The organism is Burkholderia contaminans, assembly GCF_029633825.1.
Taxonomy (GTDB): Bacteria; Pseudomonadota; Gammaproteobacteria; order Burkholderiales; family Burkholderiaceae; genus Burkholderia; species Burkholderia contaminans.
The window spans coordinates 2,319,080-2,335,549 of the sequence record NZ_CP090641.1 but is presented as its reverse complement, the minus strand read 5'-3'; the positions used below and the strand labels follow the sequence as shown (position 1 = coordinate 2,335,549).

Sequence of the window (16,470 nt, the reverse complement as noted above, 5' to 3'; positions counted from 1 at the left end):
AGGTCGTGTCGCAGATCGGTATGTCGTCGGGATGACGGTGCCGTGTCATCGGATACGGCGAAGAATAGAAAAGAAAAAATTTTGTCGCCAACGAGTTTTTCTGCGCTTCGTGTATAGAATTTCTTAACGGATCTCGGGGTTTTCCCCGGCTCCGTTCACTTTTCCTCACCGGCAAAGTGCGCGCTCACCCTCCGTCCGACCGCCATGAACACGCGTTTTCTCGAAACCTTCGTCACGCTCGCGAAGCTGCGCAATTTCCGCACGACGGCCGCCGCGCTGCATGCGACGCCGGCCGCGATCTCGCAGCGCCTGAAGGCGCTCGAGGACGAACTGCAGACGGTACTCGTCGACCGCGACGGCCGCGAATTCCGGCTCACGCCGAACGGCGAATACCTGCTCGGCTATGCGAAGGCCGTGGTCGAGGCGACCCAGGAGCTGCAAGCCGCGGCATCCGGCGAGAGCGCGCTGCGCGGCAAGCTGCGGCTCGGCGTGATCGAGACCGTCGTGCACAGCTGGCTGCCGCACTATATGCGGCGGCTGGCGGCCGACTATCCGCAGCTCGAGATCGACCTGACCGTCGACGTCAGCGTCGTGCTGCAGCGCCGGCTGATGGCCGGCGAACTCGACCTGATCATCCGCGTGGAAGGCAGCGACGAAGCGTCGGTCGTGTGCGATGCGCTCGCGAACTACCCGGTGCGCTGGATCGCGCGCGCGGGGCTGTTGCCGAACACGCGCGCAGGGCTCGCCAGGCAGGTGCTGCGGCAGCCGATTCTCACCTACGGGCGCGGTACGGCGCCGCATCGTGCGCTGGAGGACATCGTCCGCACGCTCGCGCATGCGCACGGCGTGCCGCTGTCGGACACGCGCATCACCGGGTCGCCGTCGATCTCGGTGATCGTGCAGCTCGTGCGCGACGGGTTTGGCGTGGCGGCGATTCCGGTGCTGTTCGTCGATGCGTTGATCGAAAGCGGTGAAGTCGTGGAGTTGCCGCTGCAGCCGTCGCCGCCGTCGATCGTCGTGTCGATGTCGCGGCGGGCCGATGCGCCGCGGTTCGTGCACGGCGCATCGATCGCGGCGCGGGCGGCTTGTCACGAGTATTGCGAGAAGAGCAAGCGGTTGCTGGTTGAGGCGCTGTGATGCGGTGTGGGCCGGCGGGGGGCGAGGCCTGGCATCCGGCACGCATTCGACATCGCCGCGTACATCGCCCACCATCGCCGGCGACGCGTGCGTGTCACCACCACGTTGAAAGGCACGGCCACGGAAACGCGTGGCCGTGCCTGTGTCACCCGGCATCAGCCAGCCGGGCGCTCATCTTCTTTAGTGCCACCGCCCCGTATCCGTCCCCGGCGCGAACTCGATCCCCCGCAGCACTTCCGCAAACTTCGCAGTCCGCAGCACCGTGAATTGCTCATGCGCCGCCGTCGTCGCGCTCGTGTTCTTCAACACGTCACGCACCGCAACCAGCCGGTTCGGATCCGCACCGACGTCGCCGTTGCCGCTGACGGTCGACGTAATCGCCCAGATCGTCACCGTGCCGTCGCGCTCGACGCGGCCCGTCAGGTTGCGCAGGCCGGCCGTCGCCGGTGCCCACGGCAGGCCCGTCGCCGAATTGTTGCCCGCCGGATAACCGGCGACCGAATACGGCTGGCCGAGGTTCAACCCGTTCTGCAGCGTGTACGCGAGCTTCCACTGCTTCGCACCCGCGTCGTAAACCCACTTCTGCAGCCCCGCCGTCTTCTGCGCGGCAGCATGCGTGTACAGGTCCGCACCGCCCGTGTAACCGTCGCCTTCGTCCGCGACATACAGCGTGTTCGCGTCGGCGAACCAGATCCCGAACGGATAGGAGAGCGTCGTCGCGGTCTTGTTCGGCGTGCTCGGGAAGCCGGCCAGCACGCACATGTTGCTCGGCAGGCCGGCCGTCTGCAGCGTGGCCGCGTTGTACGCGAGCGGCGCCGTCGGCAGCACGGCCTTCGGCGACGGCACGCCGACGCCCGACGGGCACGCGGTGCCGGTCGTATCGACGAAGTACACGGTGTTCACGCCGTTGCCGCCGCTGCCCTTCGTGTAGTACACGACGTTGTCGTGCACCGCGATGCCGCGGAAGTTGTCGTCCTTGCCGATCTTGTCGGCCTTCGCGCCGAGTTCCGTGACCGAGAAGCTCGCGAGCGGCGTCGGCACGCCCGGATCCTGCTGCGCTTCATGATGCTTCGCACCGTCGATGAGCTGCGCGCCCGCGCCGAGAATCACGTTGTCCGGCTGTGGGTTCGCGCCGTTGCCGGCGTTGCCCGACGTGTAGTAGATCTCGCGGCCGTCGCGATCGTTCAGGATCGCCGCGCGGCCGTTGTTGCCGCTGTACGCATTCGTCTCGGTGAAGCGGAAGTGCCCGTGGCGATCGACGCGCGCGATCGCGCGATAGACGTTCTGCCCGTCCGGGTTCGTCGTATCGACCGCGAGCGGCGTGTTCGAGTTCGACACGTCGATCGCGTTAACCGGCGCGACGTAGCCCATGAACGTCAGGTAGCTGCCGTCGAGCGACAGGTGCAGGCCGAGCTCCGACTTCGAGCTGAAGCTCGTCACCATCTGGTCGTGCGCGAAGCCCTTCTGCAGGCTGTTCGGCACTTCGAGCGTGCTGACGACACCGCCGGCCGGCGTGATCTGGTCGAGGAAGATGCGCGACGTGATGCCGAAGCTGCCGTCGTAGCGGTCGTTGTTCCACACGTACGGATAGGTGCCGTCGTTCGGCGCGCCGGATGCCGCGCCGCAACCGCCGGTGGTCTTCGCGCAGTTCGGCGGCAGGATCGCGCCGGGCTGGACGTTGCCCGACACGTTGTCGTACACGCTGCGGCTGAGGACCAGGAAACCCGGCACGAAACCCGGCGCAAAACGGCTGTCACCGTCGTTGTCATGCGGGGCAGCGTGTGCGCCGATGCTCGCGGCGATCAGCGTGAGTGCGAAGACGGGAACGGCACGATCGCGCAGCGCGCGGCGGCGCTTCGCGGACAAGGCGAAATTCGGCATGGACAAGGCTCCGTACGACATCGAGTGAGGACGTTGTTGGTGGACGGACTGACGACGTGAAGCCCAGCCACCTTAGCCATGCTTGATGAAGAATTGATTGCACGCGATGTCGCGGAAACCCGCGTACGCATGCGGGTTTCCCGGTGCAGCGCCTTGTTATTGATCCGTAATGCGAAAGAAATGGATCAGACAGCCATTCAGGCGGATTGGCCCGCATGCGGCTGCGTGAGCTTGCCGTCGCCATACTCGCGCAACACTTTCGAAATCACGACCCGATAGCCGTCCAGCCAGCGCGCCTGTTTCGTCTTTGCCTCGAGATGCGCCGGGTGCTGCATCAGTTGCTGCAGCGCCGCCTCCGATTCCCAGTAATAGACGTTCTGGATCAGCCCCGATTCGGCGTTCTCCCACGTCTCCTCGCCCAGGTAGCCGGGCGTTGCGCGCGCCATGTCGGCGATCTGCCGGTCGAGCCGGTGGAATTCGTCGTCGTATTGCCCGGCCCGGAAAATGAAGGTCGACGCGTACATGCCCGCTCCATCGAAAGCGATTGAGAGAGCGCCGATTGTAAGGCAGGTACGGCAGGCCGCCGTCGTCACGCGGCGAGCGTATCGACGTCGGGCCGGTCGGCGAGCCACGCGTCGATGCGCGCTGCGTCCTCACGAATGCCGGCCGCGGGCGCCGGCATCGCCGCCAGTGCGTGCCGTGCCCGTTCGAGCGCCTGCGCGAAACCGCGCAACTCGCGTGTCGCGGGCCGGTCGTCGGCATGCCGGCGCGTGAGTGCCGTTTCAATGTTCATACCGATCAACGCGAGTTGCGCGTCGATGAACTCGATGCAGCTTGTACGGCAATACGCGGACACCTGTGCGACGGCCAGCAGCACCGGCACGATCGACACGGTCAGGTAGCCGGCGGGCGCAAGCCGCGACAGTGCGTGGCGCACGTCCTGCCCGCCATCGGTCAACGAGGCGAACACGGCATCCCGCCACACCGCGCGCTCGAATACCAGCGCATCGCGATGTGCGTCGAGCGCCGCGCGGTCCGCGACCTGCCCGGCCGCCACCAGCGGAATGGGAAATGAGGACTCGACGGCAGCGTGTGGTGCCCCTGCTTCGACGATGCAGTTCGCGCCGAGCCATCCCGCATCGTCGCGCCGCGCGGCCAGCACGCGCGACTGCAAGCGGTCGGGCAGCATCGGATCGAGCGGCACTGCGCTGCAGATCGACGGCTTGTCCGCATGCACGCTGCAGCGCCCGTCGTCGGCCAGCGCCGCGCAACGGCCGAGCGACGGATAGTCGTAGCCCTGCAGCGTCAGCGCGATCCATTCGCTCCCCGCACCGCCGGTGCGATGAAACAACCGCGCCGACAGCGCATCGGAAGCCGCGACGTCTTCCGCGTCGAGCGCGTACTCGCGGCCGCCCGCGCGCCAGCGCTCACCCGTTCGCCGCTTCGGCACGCGGCCGATCGTCAGCGCACCGACGAAGCGATGCCGATGCCGGAACAGTTCGCGCAACGACAGCGTCGGTGCGCTGTTGCAGCAGCGTCCGCAAGCGTTGCACGCGAGCAGCCAGGTATCTACCACGGCCGCCGCACCGAATCCTGGTAGCGCGTGAGGATGAAGCGCGCGACATCGTCCGAGTGATACGCGGCGACGAGTTGCGCGACCCACGGCTTCGTGCGATCGGCATCGCGCACCGTCAGCACGTTCGCATACGGCGAGCGCGCATCCTCGATGCTGATGCTGTCGCGTGCGGGTTGCAGCCCGACGCGCGCGGCATCGTCGCTGTCGATCGCGACGAACGCGGCCGTGTCGAGCGCGGCATGAAGACGATCGCGCCGCAGCGCGACGAGCTTCAGCCCGAGCCGGTTGCCGGTCACGTCGCGCAGCGTTGCATGCAGGCCGGCCCGCTCGCGCAGCGTCACCAGCGTGTCGTTCTGCAGCAGCACGAGCGCGCGTGCCATCCCGCGCGGATCGGCGGGAATCGCGACCGTCGCACCGGGCTGCAGTTCGTTCAGGTTCTTCAGTTTGCGCGAGTAGAGCGCCATCGGCAGCGTGACGGTCGGCGCGACTTCGGTCAGCGCGTAGCGTTTCTGCGCGCGCGTCGCGGCAAGCTGATGTGCATCCTCGAAGCTGGCAGCGTCGATGCGGCCGTCGGCCAGCGCCGCGTCGATGCGCGATGCATCGTCGAATTCGACGACGTCGATGCCGAATCCTCGCGATGCGGCGACCCGCTTCACTTCGTCCAGGATCTGCGCATGCACGCCGCGCGTCACGCCGACACGCACCGCCGGTGCGGCCGGTGCGGTCGATTCGGCGGCCACGGTCAAACCCGAATGAACGACCGCGCACGCCGCCATCAGCCACGCGCCCACGCAAACCACGACGCGCTTCATGACGCATCCCTCAGAATCGTGCGAAACCCGATGTGCGACGCGCCGAGATCGGCTTCCTGCTGTTCGCGCGACGACGCGCGATAGCGCACGCAGTAGTCTCGCGAGCACAGGAACGAGCCGCCCTTGATGACCATCGGCGTATCGTGCCGGCGCGTCGGCGGCGCGACGGCCGCCGTGTCGCCGTTCGTATGCGACTGGTGCGGGCCCGTGTACGCGTCCTTGGTCCATTCCCATGCATTGCCGATCATGTCGTAGAGCCGGAACCCGTTCGCCGCATAGCAGCCGACCGGCGCGAGCCCCGCATGGCCGTCCTCGGCCGTGTCGAGCACCGGGAACACGCCCTGCCAGTAGTTCGCGGCCGGCTTGCCCCGCGCATCGCGCGGCGCCGCGTCGAGCGATGCGTCGTCGCGGCCGGCCTTGCCCGCGTATTCCCACTCGGCTTCGGTCGGCAAGTCGCGGCCGAGCCAGCGCGCATACGCGAGCGCATCGCGCTGCGTGACGAGCGTGACGGGCAGGTTGCCGAGCCCGTCGACATGGCTGCCCGGCCCGCGCGGATGACGCCACGAGGCGCCCTTCACCCACGACCACCATGCCAGGTCGCGCGCGTTCATCTCGTCGCGCGTCGGCACATGAAACACGGCCGCCCCATCCTGCTGCTCGGCCTCGGTCACGTAGCCGGTCGCCTGCACGAACGCGGCGAACTGCGCGATCGTCACGTCGGTCTGGTCGATCCAGAACCCGCCGACACGCGTGCGGCCGTCGCCGGCCGGGCGTTCGTCCGCGTAGCCGCGCGTGCTGCCGAACACGAACGCGCCGCCGCGCAGGTGCACCATCCCGGCCTTCGGGTCGTCGCGCCATCCGGCCGGCAGCCCCGAATAGCGCGCGCACTGTTGCTCCGAGCCGAGCGGCGCGAGCGCGCGGCCGCGATTCGCGTCGTCGAACGCGCCGCCCGCCGGTGCGACGGGGTTCGCATAGCCGGCCGCGAACGCGGCGGCGAACAGCGTGGCGGCCAGCGCCGCGCCGATCGTCCAGAACCGGACCCGCATCGTGTCGCTCCCGGGTTCAGTAGTAGCCGCGCGGACGCAGCGGCTCGACACCGCCGACGTTGCTCATGTAGGTCTTCCACTGGTCGACGAGCGTGCTGATCACCGACGGGTTCTGCGCGGACACGTCGGTCGTCTCGCCGCGATCCGCCGCGAGGTCGTACAGCTGCCAGTGGCCGTCGAGCGGCCCGAGCGGCGGCTCGGTCCACAACGCCTTCCAGCGGCCGTCGGCGCTGCGCAGGTACGCGCGGCCGTACGCTTCGTCGCCGAACGGCGCGGTATGCACCTCGCCCGTCGCCGTGCCCGTCAGCACCGGCAGCAGCGACTGGCCCGTGACCGGATACACGTAGCGGTTGTTGTAAATCACCTTGCCCTTGTTCTGGTCGACGCCCGTCAGCGTGTTGACGAGCGGCGGCGCCGGCTGCGACGGCGGCGTGACGCCCGCGACCGCGAGGAACGTCGCCGTGTTGTCGGTCACGTGCGTGAAGGCGCGCAGCGTCGGCAGCTGCTGCGTCTGGCCCGGCAAGCGCACGATCGTCGGCGTCGATACGCCGCCTTCGGCCGAATAGCCCTTCGTGAGCCGGAACGGCGACGCGCTCACTTCGGCCCAGCGCAACCCGTACTGCAGGCGCTGCGCGTTCTGCTTGCCGTTGTCGGTGCCGAGCGTCGAATAGATCGGGTCCTGCCCGTTCGCGGTATCGGTCGCCGTCGGGTCGGCGCCTGAATCGATCGGCCAGCCTTCCGCGCCGTTGTCCGACTGGAACATGATGAACGTGTTGTCGTATTCGCCGATGTCCTTCAGGTGCTGGATCAGCAGGCCGATGTTGTAGTCGAGGTTCTCGACCATCCCCGCATAGATCTCCATGTAGCGCGCCTGAGCCTTGCGCTCGGCCGGCGACAGGCTCGACCACAGCTTGTCGACCTTGCCGGGGCCGTAGTCGCTGTAGCCGTCCGCGGCCGTGTGCACCGCGCTGATGTATTTCGCGCCGGCCGCGCCGTTGTTCGCGGTCGCGGGCGACGCGGCCGTGGTTTCAGGCAAGCCGTCGAACGGCTTGAAATCGGCGGGGATCAGGCCGAGCGCCTTCTGCCGCGCGATCCGCGCGTTGCGGATCGCGTCGTAGCCGGCGTCGTACACGCCCGCGTACTTGTGCAGCCACGGATCGGGCACCTGCAGCGGCCAGTGCGGCGACGTGTAGGCCGCGTACGCGAAGAACGGCTTGCCGTCCTGCTTGTTCGCATCGATGTACGAGATCAGCTTCTGCGTATAGAAATCGGTCGAATAGAACACGGCCGGGCTGCCGCCCGTGCCGCCCGGCTGCCCGGGCTGGCCAGGCTGCACGTAGCGGCCGTCTTCCGTGTAGTTCGACGAGCCGGCCGGCTCGTGCGCGAAGTGGTTCGTCGCCGCGCCGCCGAGCAGTACGTAGCTGCGCTCGAAGCCCCACTGGTCGGGCGTCTGCCCGCTGCCCGTCGCGCTGCCGACGATCCCCGAGCCGATGTGCCACTTGCCCGCGATGTACGTGTGGTAGCCGGCGTCCTTCAATAGTTGTGCGAACGACAATGCACGGTCGTTCAGGTAGCCCTCGTAGCCGGGCAGCCCGCGCCGCTCGTCAGTCGGTACGCCCATCGTGCCTTCGCCGACGAGATGGTGGTCGGTGCCGGACACCAGCATCGCGCGCGTGATCGCACAGACGGTGCCCGTGTGATGGTTCGACAGGATGCGGCCCGACGCGACGAGCGCGTCGAGGTTCGGCGTGTTGATCTCGCCGCCGAATGCATGGATGTCGGAATAGCCGAGATCGTCGGCCATGATGTACAGGATGTTCGGGCGTTTCGCGGCCAGCGGCGGCGTGGTGTTCGTCGGCGGCGACGGCGTATCGCTGTCGACGCCGCCGCACGATGCGAGCGACATCGCGCCGGCAATCGCGGCGCAGACGACACGGAAACGAAAGGCATGTAACGGCGACGCTGACTTTTTCATTGTTCTGAACGCTCGATCTACGGGATCGGCGATCTTAGCGTCGCGTGCGCGGCACCCAAAGTCCGATTCGTCACATGCTAACGGGGTGGCGGAATATGCGCGCAAGCAGAATACCGGGCATCAGCGCGCACACATGTGCGCGCCCGCGATGCGCGCCGAAACGCGCCGCCGCCGGGCGCCGCGCCCATGGCGCCCGATGCGTCGGCGTTGGCGTCAACTACGCCCGCCGAGACTGCCGCCGCCGTCCACGGCCAGCACCTGCCCGGTGACGAAGCCGGCCTCGTCCGACAGGAAGAATGCAATCGCCGCGGCCACGTCGTCGGGCGTGCCGAGCCGGCGTGCGGGAATCGTCGCGAGCACCTTGCGTTCGGCTTCGCTGCCGACGGGCCGCGTCTGCCGGAACAGTTCCGTCTCGATCGGACCCGGCGCCACCGCGTTGACGGTCACGCCATGTTCGGCGAGTTCGAGCGCCCACGTGTGCGTGCAGCCGACGAGCGCGCTCTTCGCGGCGGAATACGCGGTGCGATCGAGGCTGCCGAAAATCGCGCGGCTGCAGATGTTGACGATGCGCCCGTGGCCGCGTGCCTTCATCGCCTCCGCAAAGTGTTGCGTCACCTGGACAGCGGCCCGCACGTTGAGATCGAACACGGTCTGCAGCGACTGGAAATCGATCTGCCCGAGCGGTTGCGGCAACACGATGCCCGCGTTGTTCACGATGCCGTCGACATCGTGCTGCTCGCTGATGCGTGCAAGAACGGCCGCCGTCTGTTCGAGGTCGGCGAGATCGCATGCGCGCAACTCGCCGGGGAAGTCGATGCCCTGCGCGTGACGCGCAAGGCCGATGACGCGATGGCCGCGCCGTGCGAGCAACGTGCTGATCGCGAGGCCGATGCCGCGCGATGCGCCGGTGACGAGATAGGTGCGAGATGACATGTGTGCTCCCGAAGTCCGTTCACGTGAGTAGCGTGGAGAGAGGTTGCCGGCGCACAAGCCCGGAACCCGCGCTTTCGTCGGACGATTCTACGTGCGTAACGGGACGTTACGTCGTGTCGTTACGAGCGAACCCGTAGCAACACGTTACGTTTTCTCCGCATCAGCATCGCCAGGAATTTCCAAATCACGATTTTCCGAAAATATCGTCTGATTAAATTGTAATGCTCTATTTATAAAAGAAAGACTGTTAATGAATATCCAACTCGCAAACGTTTTACGTGACGGAAATATGCATCCGAAAAATTAGACGAATTACGACTTAAAAAAGTAAACCGTTTAAAACAACGGCAGGCATGCCTCTTGCTCACTCCCCCCACCATGTGCCGCGTTCGACCAGGAACGAATAACCCGAAAAACGGGCGGCGCCATATTTCGTAAAAGTTGATCCGGGGGTCGGGGAAATGGTTTCGAGCGCAAGCAGGCGATTGGCCTGGGCGGCCGTGACGTGCCTGTCGCTATTCGCGACGGCACGCGCGCAGGCCCAGGATACCGTCGACGCGCCGCCTTCCGCTGCGGCGAACGGCGGTCCGATTGCGCCGCCCTCGACGCTGCTGAACGCCGAACGCGTGCTCGAAGCACCGAAGCCCGCGCCCGGCGCGGGCCCGGCCGCGGCGAGGCCGGCCACCGGCGCCGCGCCGGCCGGTGCCCGGGCCGACGCCCGCCATGCCCTTCCGGAAGACCAGCTGGGCGGCACGGTCACGACCGATGCCGTGACGCTCGCCGGCCGCGATTTCTATACCTACTTCTCGCAAACGTGGTCGGAAATCCCGCTGAGCGAGCGCTACATGGTCGCCATTCACGAACGCCCGTCCGGGCGTTACGGCAGCCTGATCTGGGTCGAGTTCCAGCAAAAGCGCGTATTCCAGACCTTCCTGCCGATTGCGCGGGCAAACGTCAAAGCCGTGGCCGAAAGCGCCGCCGGTATCTCCTTTCAAACCGTCATTCAGGACGATCTGTCGAATTTGCTGTTTCCCGATTCGGATCTGGCCAAAGACGAGATTTAGTCGATTAATCAAAAAAACAGGGGTGGGAGAAAATGAATCGAATCAGATTGAGCTTGATCGCCCTGGTCGCGATGACCGCGGTGTCGCCTTATGCGTGGTCGTCGACGCTGGTTTATCAGCCGAACAACCCGAACTTCGGCGGCAACCCGGCAAACGGCCCCAACCTGCTCAACGAGGCCAACGCGCAGAACAAGCACACCGATCCGTCGCTGTCGGCCTTTTCGTCGCCGACGTCCACGTCGTCGCTCGACCAGTTCAATGCGCAGCTGCAGCAGGCGATCCTGTCGCGCGTTGCCGGCTCGGTGACGAACTCGATCGTCGGTACCAACGGCGAGCTCAAGCCGGGGACGATCAGCACGGGCAATTTCACGATCGTCGTGAGTGCGGCCGGCAACGGCAACCTGCAGGTGACGACCACCGACAAGACGACGGGTGCGACCTCGACGTTCATCGTCAGCAACGGCCAATAAATCAAAAAACGACTGAGCGAATCATGAAAAACAATGCTGAACGCACACGCTTCAACACGGGGATGACACGGGTCGCCATGGGCGCGGTGTTGCTGCTGTCGCTGGCCGGCTGCGTCACGCGGCCGATGCCGGCATTGAGCAACGCGACGCTGACGCCGCCGACGCGCACCACGCGCGACCTCACGCACCTGCCGCCGCCGAAGGGCAAGATCGTCGCGGCCGTGTACGGCTTTCGCGACCTGACGGGGCAGTACAAGGCATCGCCGGACAGCTCGTTCTCGTCGCAGGTCACGCAGGGCGGCGCGTCGTTCCTCGTCAAGGCGATGCGCGACTCCGGCTGGTTCACGCCGGTGGAACGCGAGAACCTGCAGGACCTGCTGACCGAACGCAAGATCATGCGCGCCACCGACGGCGCGGATGCGAAGAAGGCGCAGAACGATGCGATGGCGCCGCTGATGCCCGCGAACATCGTGCTCGAGGGCGGCATCGTCGGCTACGACACGAACGTCCGGACCGGCGGGGCCGGCGTCGCTTACCTCGGGATCAGCGGGTCGACGCAATACCGGATCGACCAGGTCACCGTCAACCTGCGCGCGATCGACATCCGCACGGGCCAGGTGCTCAACAGCGTGTCGACGACCAAGACCGTCTACTCCTATCAGGTCGACACGGGCATCTATCGCTTCGTCGGCTTCAAGGACCTGCTGCAGGCGGAAGCCGGGCTGACGCGCAACGAACCCGCGCAGATCTGCGTGAACGAAGCGATCGAATCGGCGCTCACGCACCTGATCGTCCAGGGGGTCGCGAACCAGACCTGGGCGCTGAAGAACGACCAGGACTGGTACGACCCGACGATGCAGCGGTATCTGCAGGAAGACCGGAAATACGCGCAGGACATGGAGGACGCGAACACCGCGTACGACCCGCAGAAGATCGATCGCCAGGGCGCGTCCACTCATTAACCGGCAGCAGGCCGGCCAGCGGAGAAAACATGATGAATCGACAGCGTGACCGGAACGGGCGCGCCCGCGCGGCGCGGCGGGTGCTCGCAACCGTGTGGGCAGCGGCAACGATGCAGGCTGCGGCGGCAGCACCCGTGCCGCTCAACGATCTCGGCCCGCCCGAACCGGCGTTCGACTACAGCGGCAACATCGTCGCGGTCCGGCAGGCCGGTATCGGCAATGCCACGTCGCTCGACCAGGCGGGCCACAACGGTGCGCTGGTCTGGCAGGCCGGCGACGGCAACGCGATCGTCGCGCGGCAGACCGGTGCGCAGAACTGGATCGCGGCGTCGCAGGTCGGCGTCGGCAATACGTTGAATGCGACGCAGCGCGGCAACGGCAACACGTTGCAGGTGCAACAGAACGGCGTCGGCAACTCGGTCGAGTCGACGCAGGTCGGCACGTCGCTGTCGGCGCGCGTCACGCAGAACGGCAGCAACAACGCGGTGAACATCGTGCAGGGCGGATCGAACACCGGCATCCAGGTGATCCAGAGCGGCAACGGTGCGCACGCCACGGTGCTGACGCGGTAACGGTTATGCAGTGTGCAAGTGCTTGGCTTCAAGTGGTGTGACGTGTGGGACGTGAGAGCGTCCTCAATTGGCGGGGGTGCCGGCAAAAGATCGACTTTTCCGGCGAATTTTCTTTCGAATCAGGAGCAAGAAATGAAGGTGACCAAGTCTGCAATCGCAATCGCAGTGCTGATGCTCGCATCGGCTGCCGCACAGGCCGATTCGTCGAACAACACGGTGAACGTCCAGCAATACGGCGGCTTCAACGCAGCAACCGTCGAACAGACCGCGACGAGCGGGGATTCGGTGGCGATTACCCAATCGGCGTCCGGCAACGATCCCCGCTACGGGTTCGTCGCCAACGTGACGACCCAGAGCGGCAGCGGCGATACGACCGTGATCCAGCAATACTCCGGGTGGGCGCAGCCGTATTCGAGCGTGAACGTGACGCAGACGGGCACGTCGAACGAGCAGAACTACGTGAACCAGTTCGGCGGCGGCGACTTCTCGGCGAGCATCACGCAGACGATCTCGGCCAACACGGGGCTCGGTGCGAAAAACGACGTCAACACCATCAACCAGTACAGCGCCATCGACAGCGCGTCGATCTCGCAGCAAGGCGGCGGCGGGAACGTCGTGACGATCAACCAGGGCACGGCGAGCCAGAGCGCATCGTTCAACAACGCAACGGTCACGCAAGCGGATTCGAACGGCAACACCATCGGCATCACGCAGACCGGCAACAACGGTACCGCGACCGTCCAGACGACGTCGGCCACGGCCAACACGACGTCGATCACGCAAACGGGCGGCGTGACCAACGCCAGCGTGACGCAGCTCTTCGAAGGCGGCGACCAGGTCACGACGACCCAGAGCGGCACCGAAACCGCCACCGTGAATTCGTCGTTCGGCGGCGCCAACACGACGACGATTTCGCAATCGGGCGGAGTGATCGGCAACAACGCGACGGTGCACCAGTTCGTCGCGGCCGGCAACACGACGTCGATCACGCAGACGGCGGACGGCAACAACGCATCGGTCACCCAGGCGTTCGAGTTCGGCGACAACGCGACGATCAGCCAGACGGCCGTCCTGAACAACGCGTCGATCTCGCAGCAGTTCGGCTACGGCAACAACGCGTCGATCTCGCAATCCGCCGCGTTCAACACGGCGTCGATCTCGCAAAGCAACTCGGCGGGTTCGACGGCGTCCATTACGCAGGCTTCGGCGGACAACCAGGCGATCGTGACGCAATCGGCAACGTCGGGCTCGTCGGCCACGGTGAGCCAGTCGGGTGACATCGGCAACTACGCCAATGCATCGCAGACGGGTGCGGATGACGCGCTGAGCCTCACGCAAGTCGGCGGCTTCAACATCATCAACGCATCGCAGGTGTCCGGCACGGGCAACCAGGGCTTCGTGACGCAGATCGGCTACAGCAACAACGCCACGCTGGTCCAGCAAGGCAACGCGAACTACGCGAGCATCAACCAGATCGGCTACAACAACACCGCATCGATCAAGCAGCACTGAGCACCGCCGGTGTAACGAAAAGGCCGGACGGTTGCCCGTTCGGCCTTTTTTTCATTCGACAGGGGACGATCATGGTTGGCATTCACGATCTCAACGCCTATTTCGACATCGCCGCCAGTGCCGGCGGCGTGAACATCGTGCCGCACGTGCGGGCGGCCGCGCCGGTCGACGTGTCGTACAGCCTGCGCATCACCAAGACCGGCGGCGCCGGCTCGGCCTCGCTGACACGCTCCGGCGAATCGCGACTCGCCGGCGGCGAGGATCGGCCGCTCGCGACGCTGCGGCTGAGCGTCGATTCGAGCGACATCTGCCAGGCGACGCTGGTACTGCGCGTCAATGGCGAGCACGCGGAATATTCGGTGGACTGCAATCCGCATCGGGCCGCCAATTGAGCCGGTGCGGCGCGGGCCCGGCGCGATCGCCACATCGCCCCCGCGTCAATCGTCCGATGCCAGCATGCGCGGTATCTCGTCGACGAGCGCATCGATGACGACACGCACCTTCGACGGCACCTGGCGCGAGGCCGGCCGCACCGCGAACACTTCGGCGCCCGACACACTGTTGCTGTCCATCACGAGCGCGAGGCGGCCGTCGCGCAGGTAAGGCGCCATCAGCCAGCACGGCAGCCACGCGAGGCCCGCGCCGGCGGCGGCCGCATCGGCGATCGCCTGCAGGTCGTCGAGCCGCAGGCGGCCGGCCGGGCGATGGTCGTGCACCGCGCCGTCCGCGCCGACGACCCGCCACGGCGTCGGTTGCCCGCCGCGCGAATACGCGATGCCGACGTGCGACGCGAGTGCGTCGAGCCCCGCCGGCCGGCCATGACGGTCGAGATACGCGGGCGACGCACAGATGCCCATGCGTTGCACGCCGAGCTTGCGGCCGACCAGCGCACTCGTATCGGCCAGCTCGCCGATACGCACCGCGATGTCGAAGCCGTCGTTGACCAGGTCGGCCACGCGGTCGCTGAACGACACGTCGATCTCGAGCCGCGGATGGCGCTCGACGAGGCGCCGCATGACGGGCGCCACGCATTGCCGCCCGAACAGCACGGGCACGCTGACGCGCAGCCGCCCTGCCGGCTCGCGCTGCCCCGCGTCGAGCGCGGCCTCCGTCTCGCCGAGTTCGGCCAGCAGCCGCCGGCATTGCTCGTAGTAGACGAGCCCCTCATCTGTCAGGCCGAGCTGGCGGGTCGTGCGCTGCAGGAGCCGCGCGCCGAGGCGGCGTTCCAGCCGCGCGACGACCTTCGCGACGGCCGAGCGCGTGACGCCGAGCCGCAGCGCCGCCGCCGCGAAGCTGCCCGACTCCACCACGTCGACAAATTCGGCCACGCCTCTCAGCCGCTCGTCCATGCCATTCCACTCCGGTTGGGTCACAGGGTTGTGTCCACACAGGCGACAGTCATCGGCCGAATTCTCGCCAATGCGTCCCCGTGCGCAACACTATGATAGTCCGCTCTATCTCGAAAAGGAGTCGACATGAACGCATGGCAAGTGAAACCGGGCGACGGCGTGGCCGGGCTTCAGCGCATCGACGCGACACGCCGCGCGGTCGGGCCGACCGACGTCGTCGTGAAAATCCACTCGGCCGGCCTGAACTACCGCGACCTGATGTTCGCGCGCGGCGACTATCTCGGCATCGGCACGGATGCGTTGATCCCGGTGGCCGACGGCGCCGGCGAAGTCATCGAAACCGGCCGCGACGTCACGCGCTTCAAGCCGGGCGATCGCGTGATCAACACGTACTTTCCGCACTGGATCGACGGGCCGCCCACGCCGCAGAAGGTCTCGGGGTCGCCCGGCGCGCAATTCGACGGCGTGCTGGCCGAGCATTTCGTCTCCGATGAAGCCGCGCTGGTCGCGATTCCCGCGCATCTGAACTACGACGAGGCGGCGACGCTGTCGTGCGCGGGCACCACCGCGTGGAACGCGCTGTTCGCCGACGGTGGCCTCGAGCCCGGCGCGACCGTCGTGCTGCTCGGCACCGGCGGCGTGTCGATCATCGCGCTGCAGCTCGCGCATGCGGCGGGGCTGCGGACCATCGTCACGTCATCGAGCGATGCGAAGCTCGAGCGCGCCCGCGCGCTCGGTGCGGACGCAACCATCAACTATCGCGCGACGCCCGAATGGCAAGACGAGGTGCTGCGGCTCACCGGCGGCGCGGGGGCGGACCTGGTCGTGGAAGTGGGCGGCAAGGATACGCTGCCGCGCTCGGTCGCCGCGACGAAGATGGGCGGCATCGTGTCGGTGATCGGCGGCCTCAGCAGCTTCGCCGGCCCCGAACTCGGGCTGCTGTCGCTGATCGGCGGAATCCGGCAGCTGCACGGGATCATGGTCGGCAGCCGCGCGATGCTCGACGATGTCGTGCGGCTCGTCGACGCGAAGCAGATCAGGCCGGTGGTCGATCGCGTGTTCGGCTTCGACGAAGCACCGCAGGCGTTTGCGTACCTGCAGTCGGGTCAACACTTCGGCAAGGTCGTGATCCGCGTCGCGCAGTAAGCGCGTCGAGGCGGCGGGTCGCTCGGCCCGCCGCC

The 16,470-nt window shown here is 66.7% G+C and carries 16 protein-coding genes; 8 read left to right on the top strand and 8 right to left on the bottom strand.

Annotated elements, in window-relative coordinates; translation table 11 throughout:
• The first annotated feature begins 204 nt into the window (after positions 1–204).
• Positions 205–1,137: a LysR family transcriptional regulator gene (locus LXE91_RS28185; protein ID WP_039354450.1), complete on the top strand. Its 933-nt coding sequence runs from the start codon at positions 205–207 to the stop codon at positions 1,135–1,137.
• Positions 1,138–1,317: 180 nt separating this feature from the next.
• On the opposite strand, the gene LXE91_RS28180 is transcribed toward LXE91_RS28185, so the two are convergent.
• The 7 genes from LXE91_RS28180 to LXE91_RS28150 all read right to left on the bottom strand — a co-directional run bounded on the left by LXE91_RS28180 (position 1,318) and on the right by LXE91_RS28150 (position 9,360).
• Positions 1,318–3,018 (bottom strand): hypothetical protein, encoded by a 1,701-nt coding sequence (locus LXE91_RS28180; protein ID WP_039354448.1) that lies wholly within the window; start codon positions 3,016–3,018, stop codon positions 1,318–1,320.
• A gap of 197 nt (positions 3,019–3,215) precedes the next feature.
• Positions 3,216–3,542: an antibiotic biosynthesis monooxygenase family protein gene (locus LXE91_RS28175; protein WP_039354446.1), complete on the bottom strand. Its 327-nt coding sequence runs from the start codon at positions 3,540–3,542 to the stop codon at positions 3,216–3,218.
• 65 nt (positions 3,543–3,607) lie between these two features.
• Positions 3,608–4,594 (bottom strand): YkgJ family cysteine cluster protein, encoded by a 987-nt coding sequence (locus LXE91_RS28170; protein WP_039354444.1) that lies wholly within the window; start codon positions 4,592–4,594, stop codon positions 3,608–3,610.
• Positions 4,588–5,406: a MetQ/NlpA family lipoprotein gene (locus tag LXE91_RS28165; RefSeq protein WP_039354442.1), complete on the bottom strand. Its 819-nt coding sequence runs from the start codon at positions 5,404–5,406 to the stop codon at positions 4,588–4,590. Before LXE91_RS28165 ends, LXE91_RS28170 begins: the two co-directional genes overlap by 7 nt.
• Complete coding sequence (locus tag LXE91_RS28160; protein WP_039354440.1) at positions 5,403–6,452, bottom strand: formylglycine-generating enzyme family protein; 1,050 nt, start codon at positions 6,450–6,452, stop codon at positions 5,403–5,405. Before LXE91_RS28160 ends, LXE91_RS28165 begins: the two co-directional genes overlap by 4 nt.
• Positions 6,453–6,468: 16 nt before the next feature.
• The gene (locus LXE91_RS28155) at positions 6,469–8,427 is read right to left on the bottom strand and encodes an arylsulfatase (protein ID WP_039354437.1); all 1,959 of its coding nucleotides are present in this window, start codon (positions 8,425–8,427) and stop codon (positions 6,469–6,471) included.
• A gap of 213 nt (positions 8,428–8,640) precedes the next feature.
• Positions 8,641–9,360, bottom strand: a complete 720-nt coding sequence (locus LXE91_RS28150) for an SDR family oxidoreductase (protein WP_039354436.1) — start codon at positions 9,358–9,360, stop codon at positions 8,641–8,643.
• Between the two features lie 485 nt (positions 9,361–9,845).
• On the opposite strand from LXE91_RS28150, the gene LXE91_RS28145 reads away from it, so the two are divergent.
• The 6 genes from LXE91_RS28145 (at position 9,846) to csgH (ending at position 14,332) form a co-directional block, all read left to right on the top strand.
• Complete coding sequence (locus tag LXE91_RS28145; RefSeq protein ID WP_052760173.1) at positions 9,846–10,424, top strand: CsgE family curli-type amyloid fiber assembly protein; 579 nt, start codon at positions 9,846–9,848, stop codon at positions 10,422–10,424.
• Between the two features lie 47 nt (positions 10,425–10,471).
• A complete protein-coding gene (locus LXE91_RS28140) occupies positions 10,472–10,894 on the top strand; it encodes a curli assembly protein CsgF (RefSeq protein WP_223274286.1) in 423 nt (140 codons plus the stop codon).
• Between the two features lie 23 nt (positions 10,895–10,917).
• Complete coding sequence (locus LXE91_RS28135; protein WP_052760172.1) at positions 10,918–11,856, top strand: CsgG/HfaB family protein; 939 nt, start codon at positions 10,918–10,920, stop codon at positions 11,854–11,856.
• Positions 11,857–11,885: 29 nt separating this feature from the next.
• Positions 11,886–12,428 carry a hypothetical protein gene (locus LXE91_RS28130; RefSeq protein ID WP_039354432.1) on the top strand — a complete coding sequence of 181 codons (543 nt, stop codon included), beginning with the start codon at positions 11,886–11,888 and terminating at the stop codon, positions 12,426–12,428.
• Between the two features lie 132 nt (positions 12,429–12,560).
• Positions 12,561–13,940 carry a beta strand repeat-containing protein gene (locus tag LXE91_RS28125; protein WP_039354430.1) on the top strand — a complete coding sequence of 460 codons (1,380 nt, stop codon included), beginning with the start codon at positions 12,561–12,563 and terminating at the stop codon, positions 13,938–13,940.
• Between the two features lie 71 nt (positions 13,941–14,011).
• On the top strand, positions 14,012–14,332 hold the full coding sequence (gene csgH / locus LXE91_RS28120; protein ID WP_039354428.1) for a curli-like amyloid fiber formation chaperone CsgH: 321 nt from the start codon (positions 14,012–14,014) through the stop codon (positions 14,330–14,332).
• Positions 14,333–14,377: 45 nt separating this feature from the next.
• Here the strand turns inward: csgH and LXE91_RS28115 are convergent, their stop codons facing one another.
• Positions 14,378–15,289 carry a LysR family transcriptional regulator gene (locus LXE91_RS28115; RefSeq protein WP_039354427.1) on the bottom strand — a complete coding sequence of 304 codons (912 nt, stop codon included), beginning with the start codon at positions 15,287–15,289 and terminating at the stop codon, positions 14,378–14,380.
• A 126-nt stretch (positions 15,290–15,415) separates the two neighbouring features.
• Between LXE91_RS28115 and LXE91_RS28110 the strand changes: the two genes are divergently transcribed.
• On the top strand, positions 15,416–16,435 hold the full coding sequence (locus LXE91_RS28110; protein WP_039354425.1) for a zinc-dependent alcohol dehydrogenase family protein: 1,020 nt from the start codon (positions 15,416–15,418) through the stop codon (positions 16,433–16,435).
• Positions 16,436–16,470 lie beyond the last annotated feature (35 nt).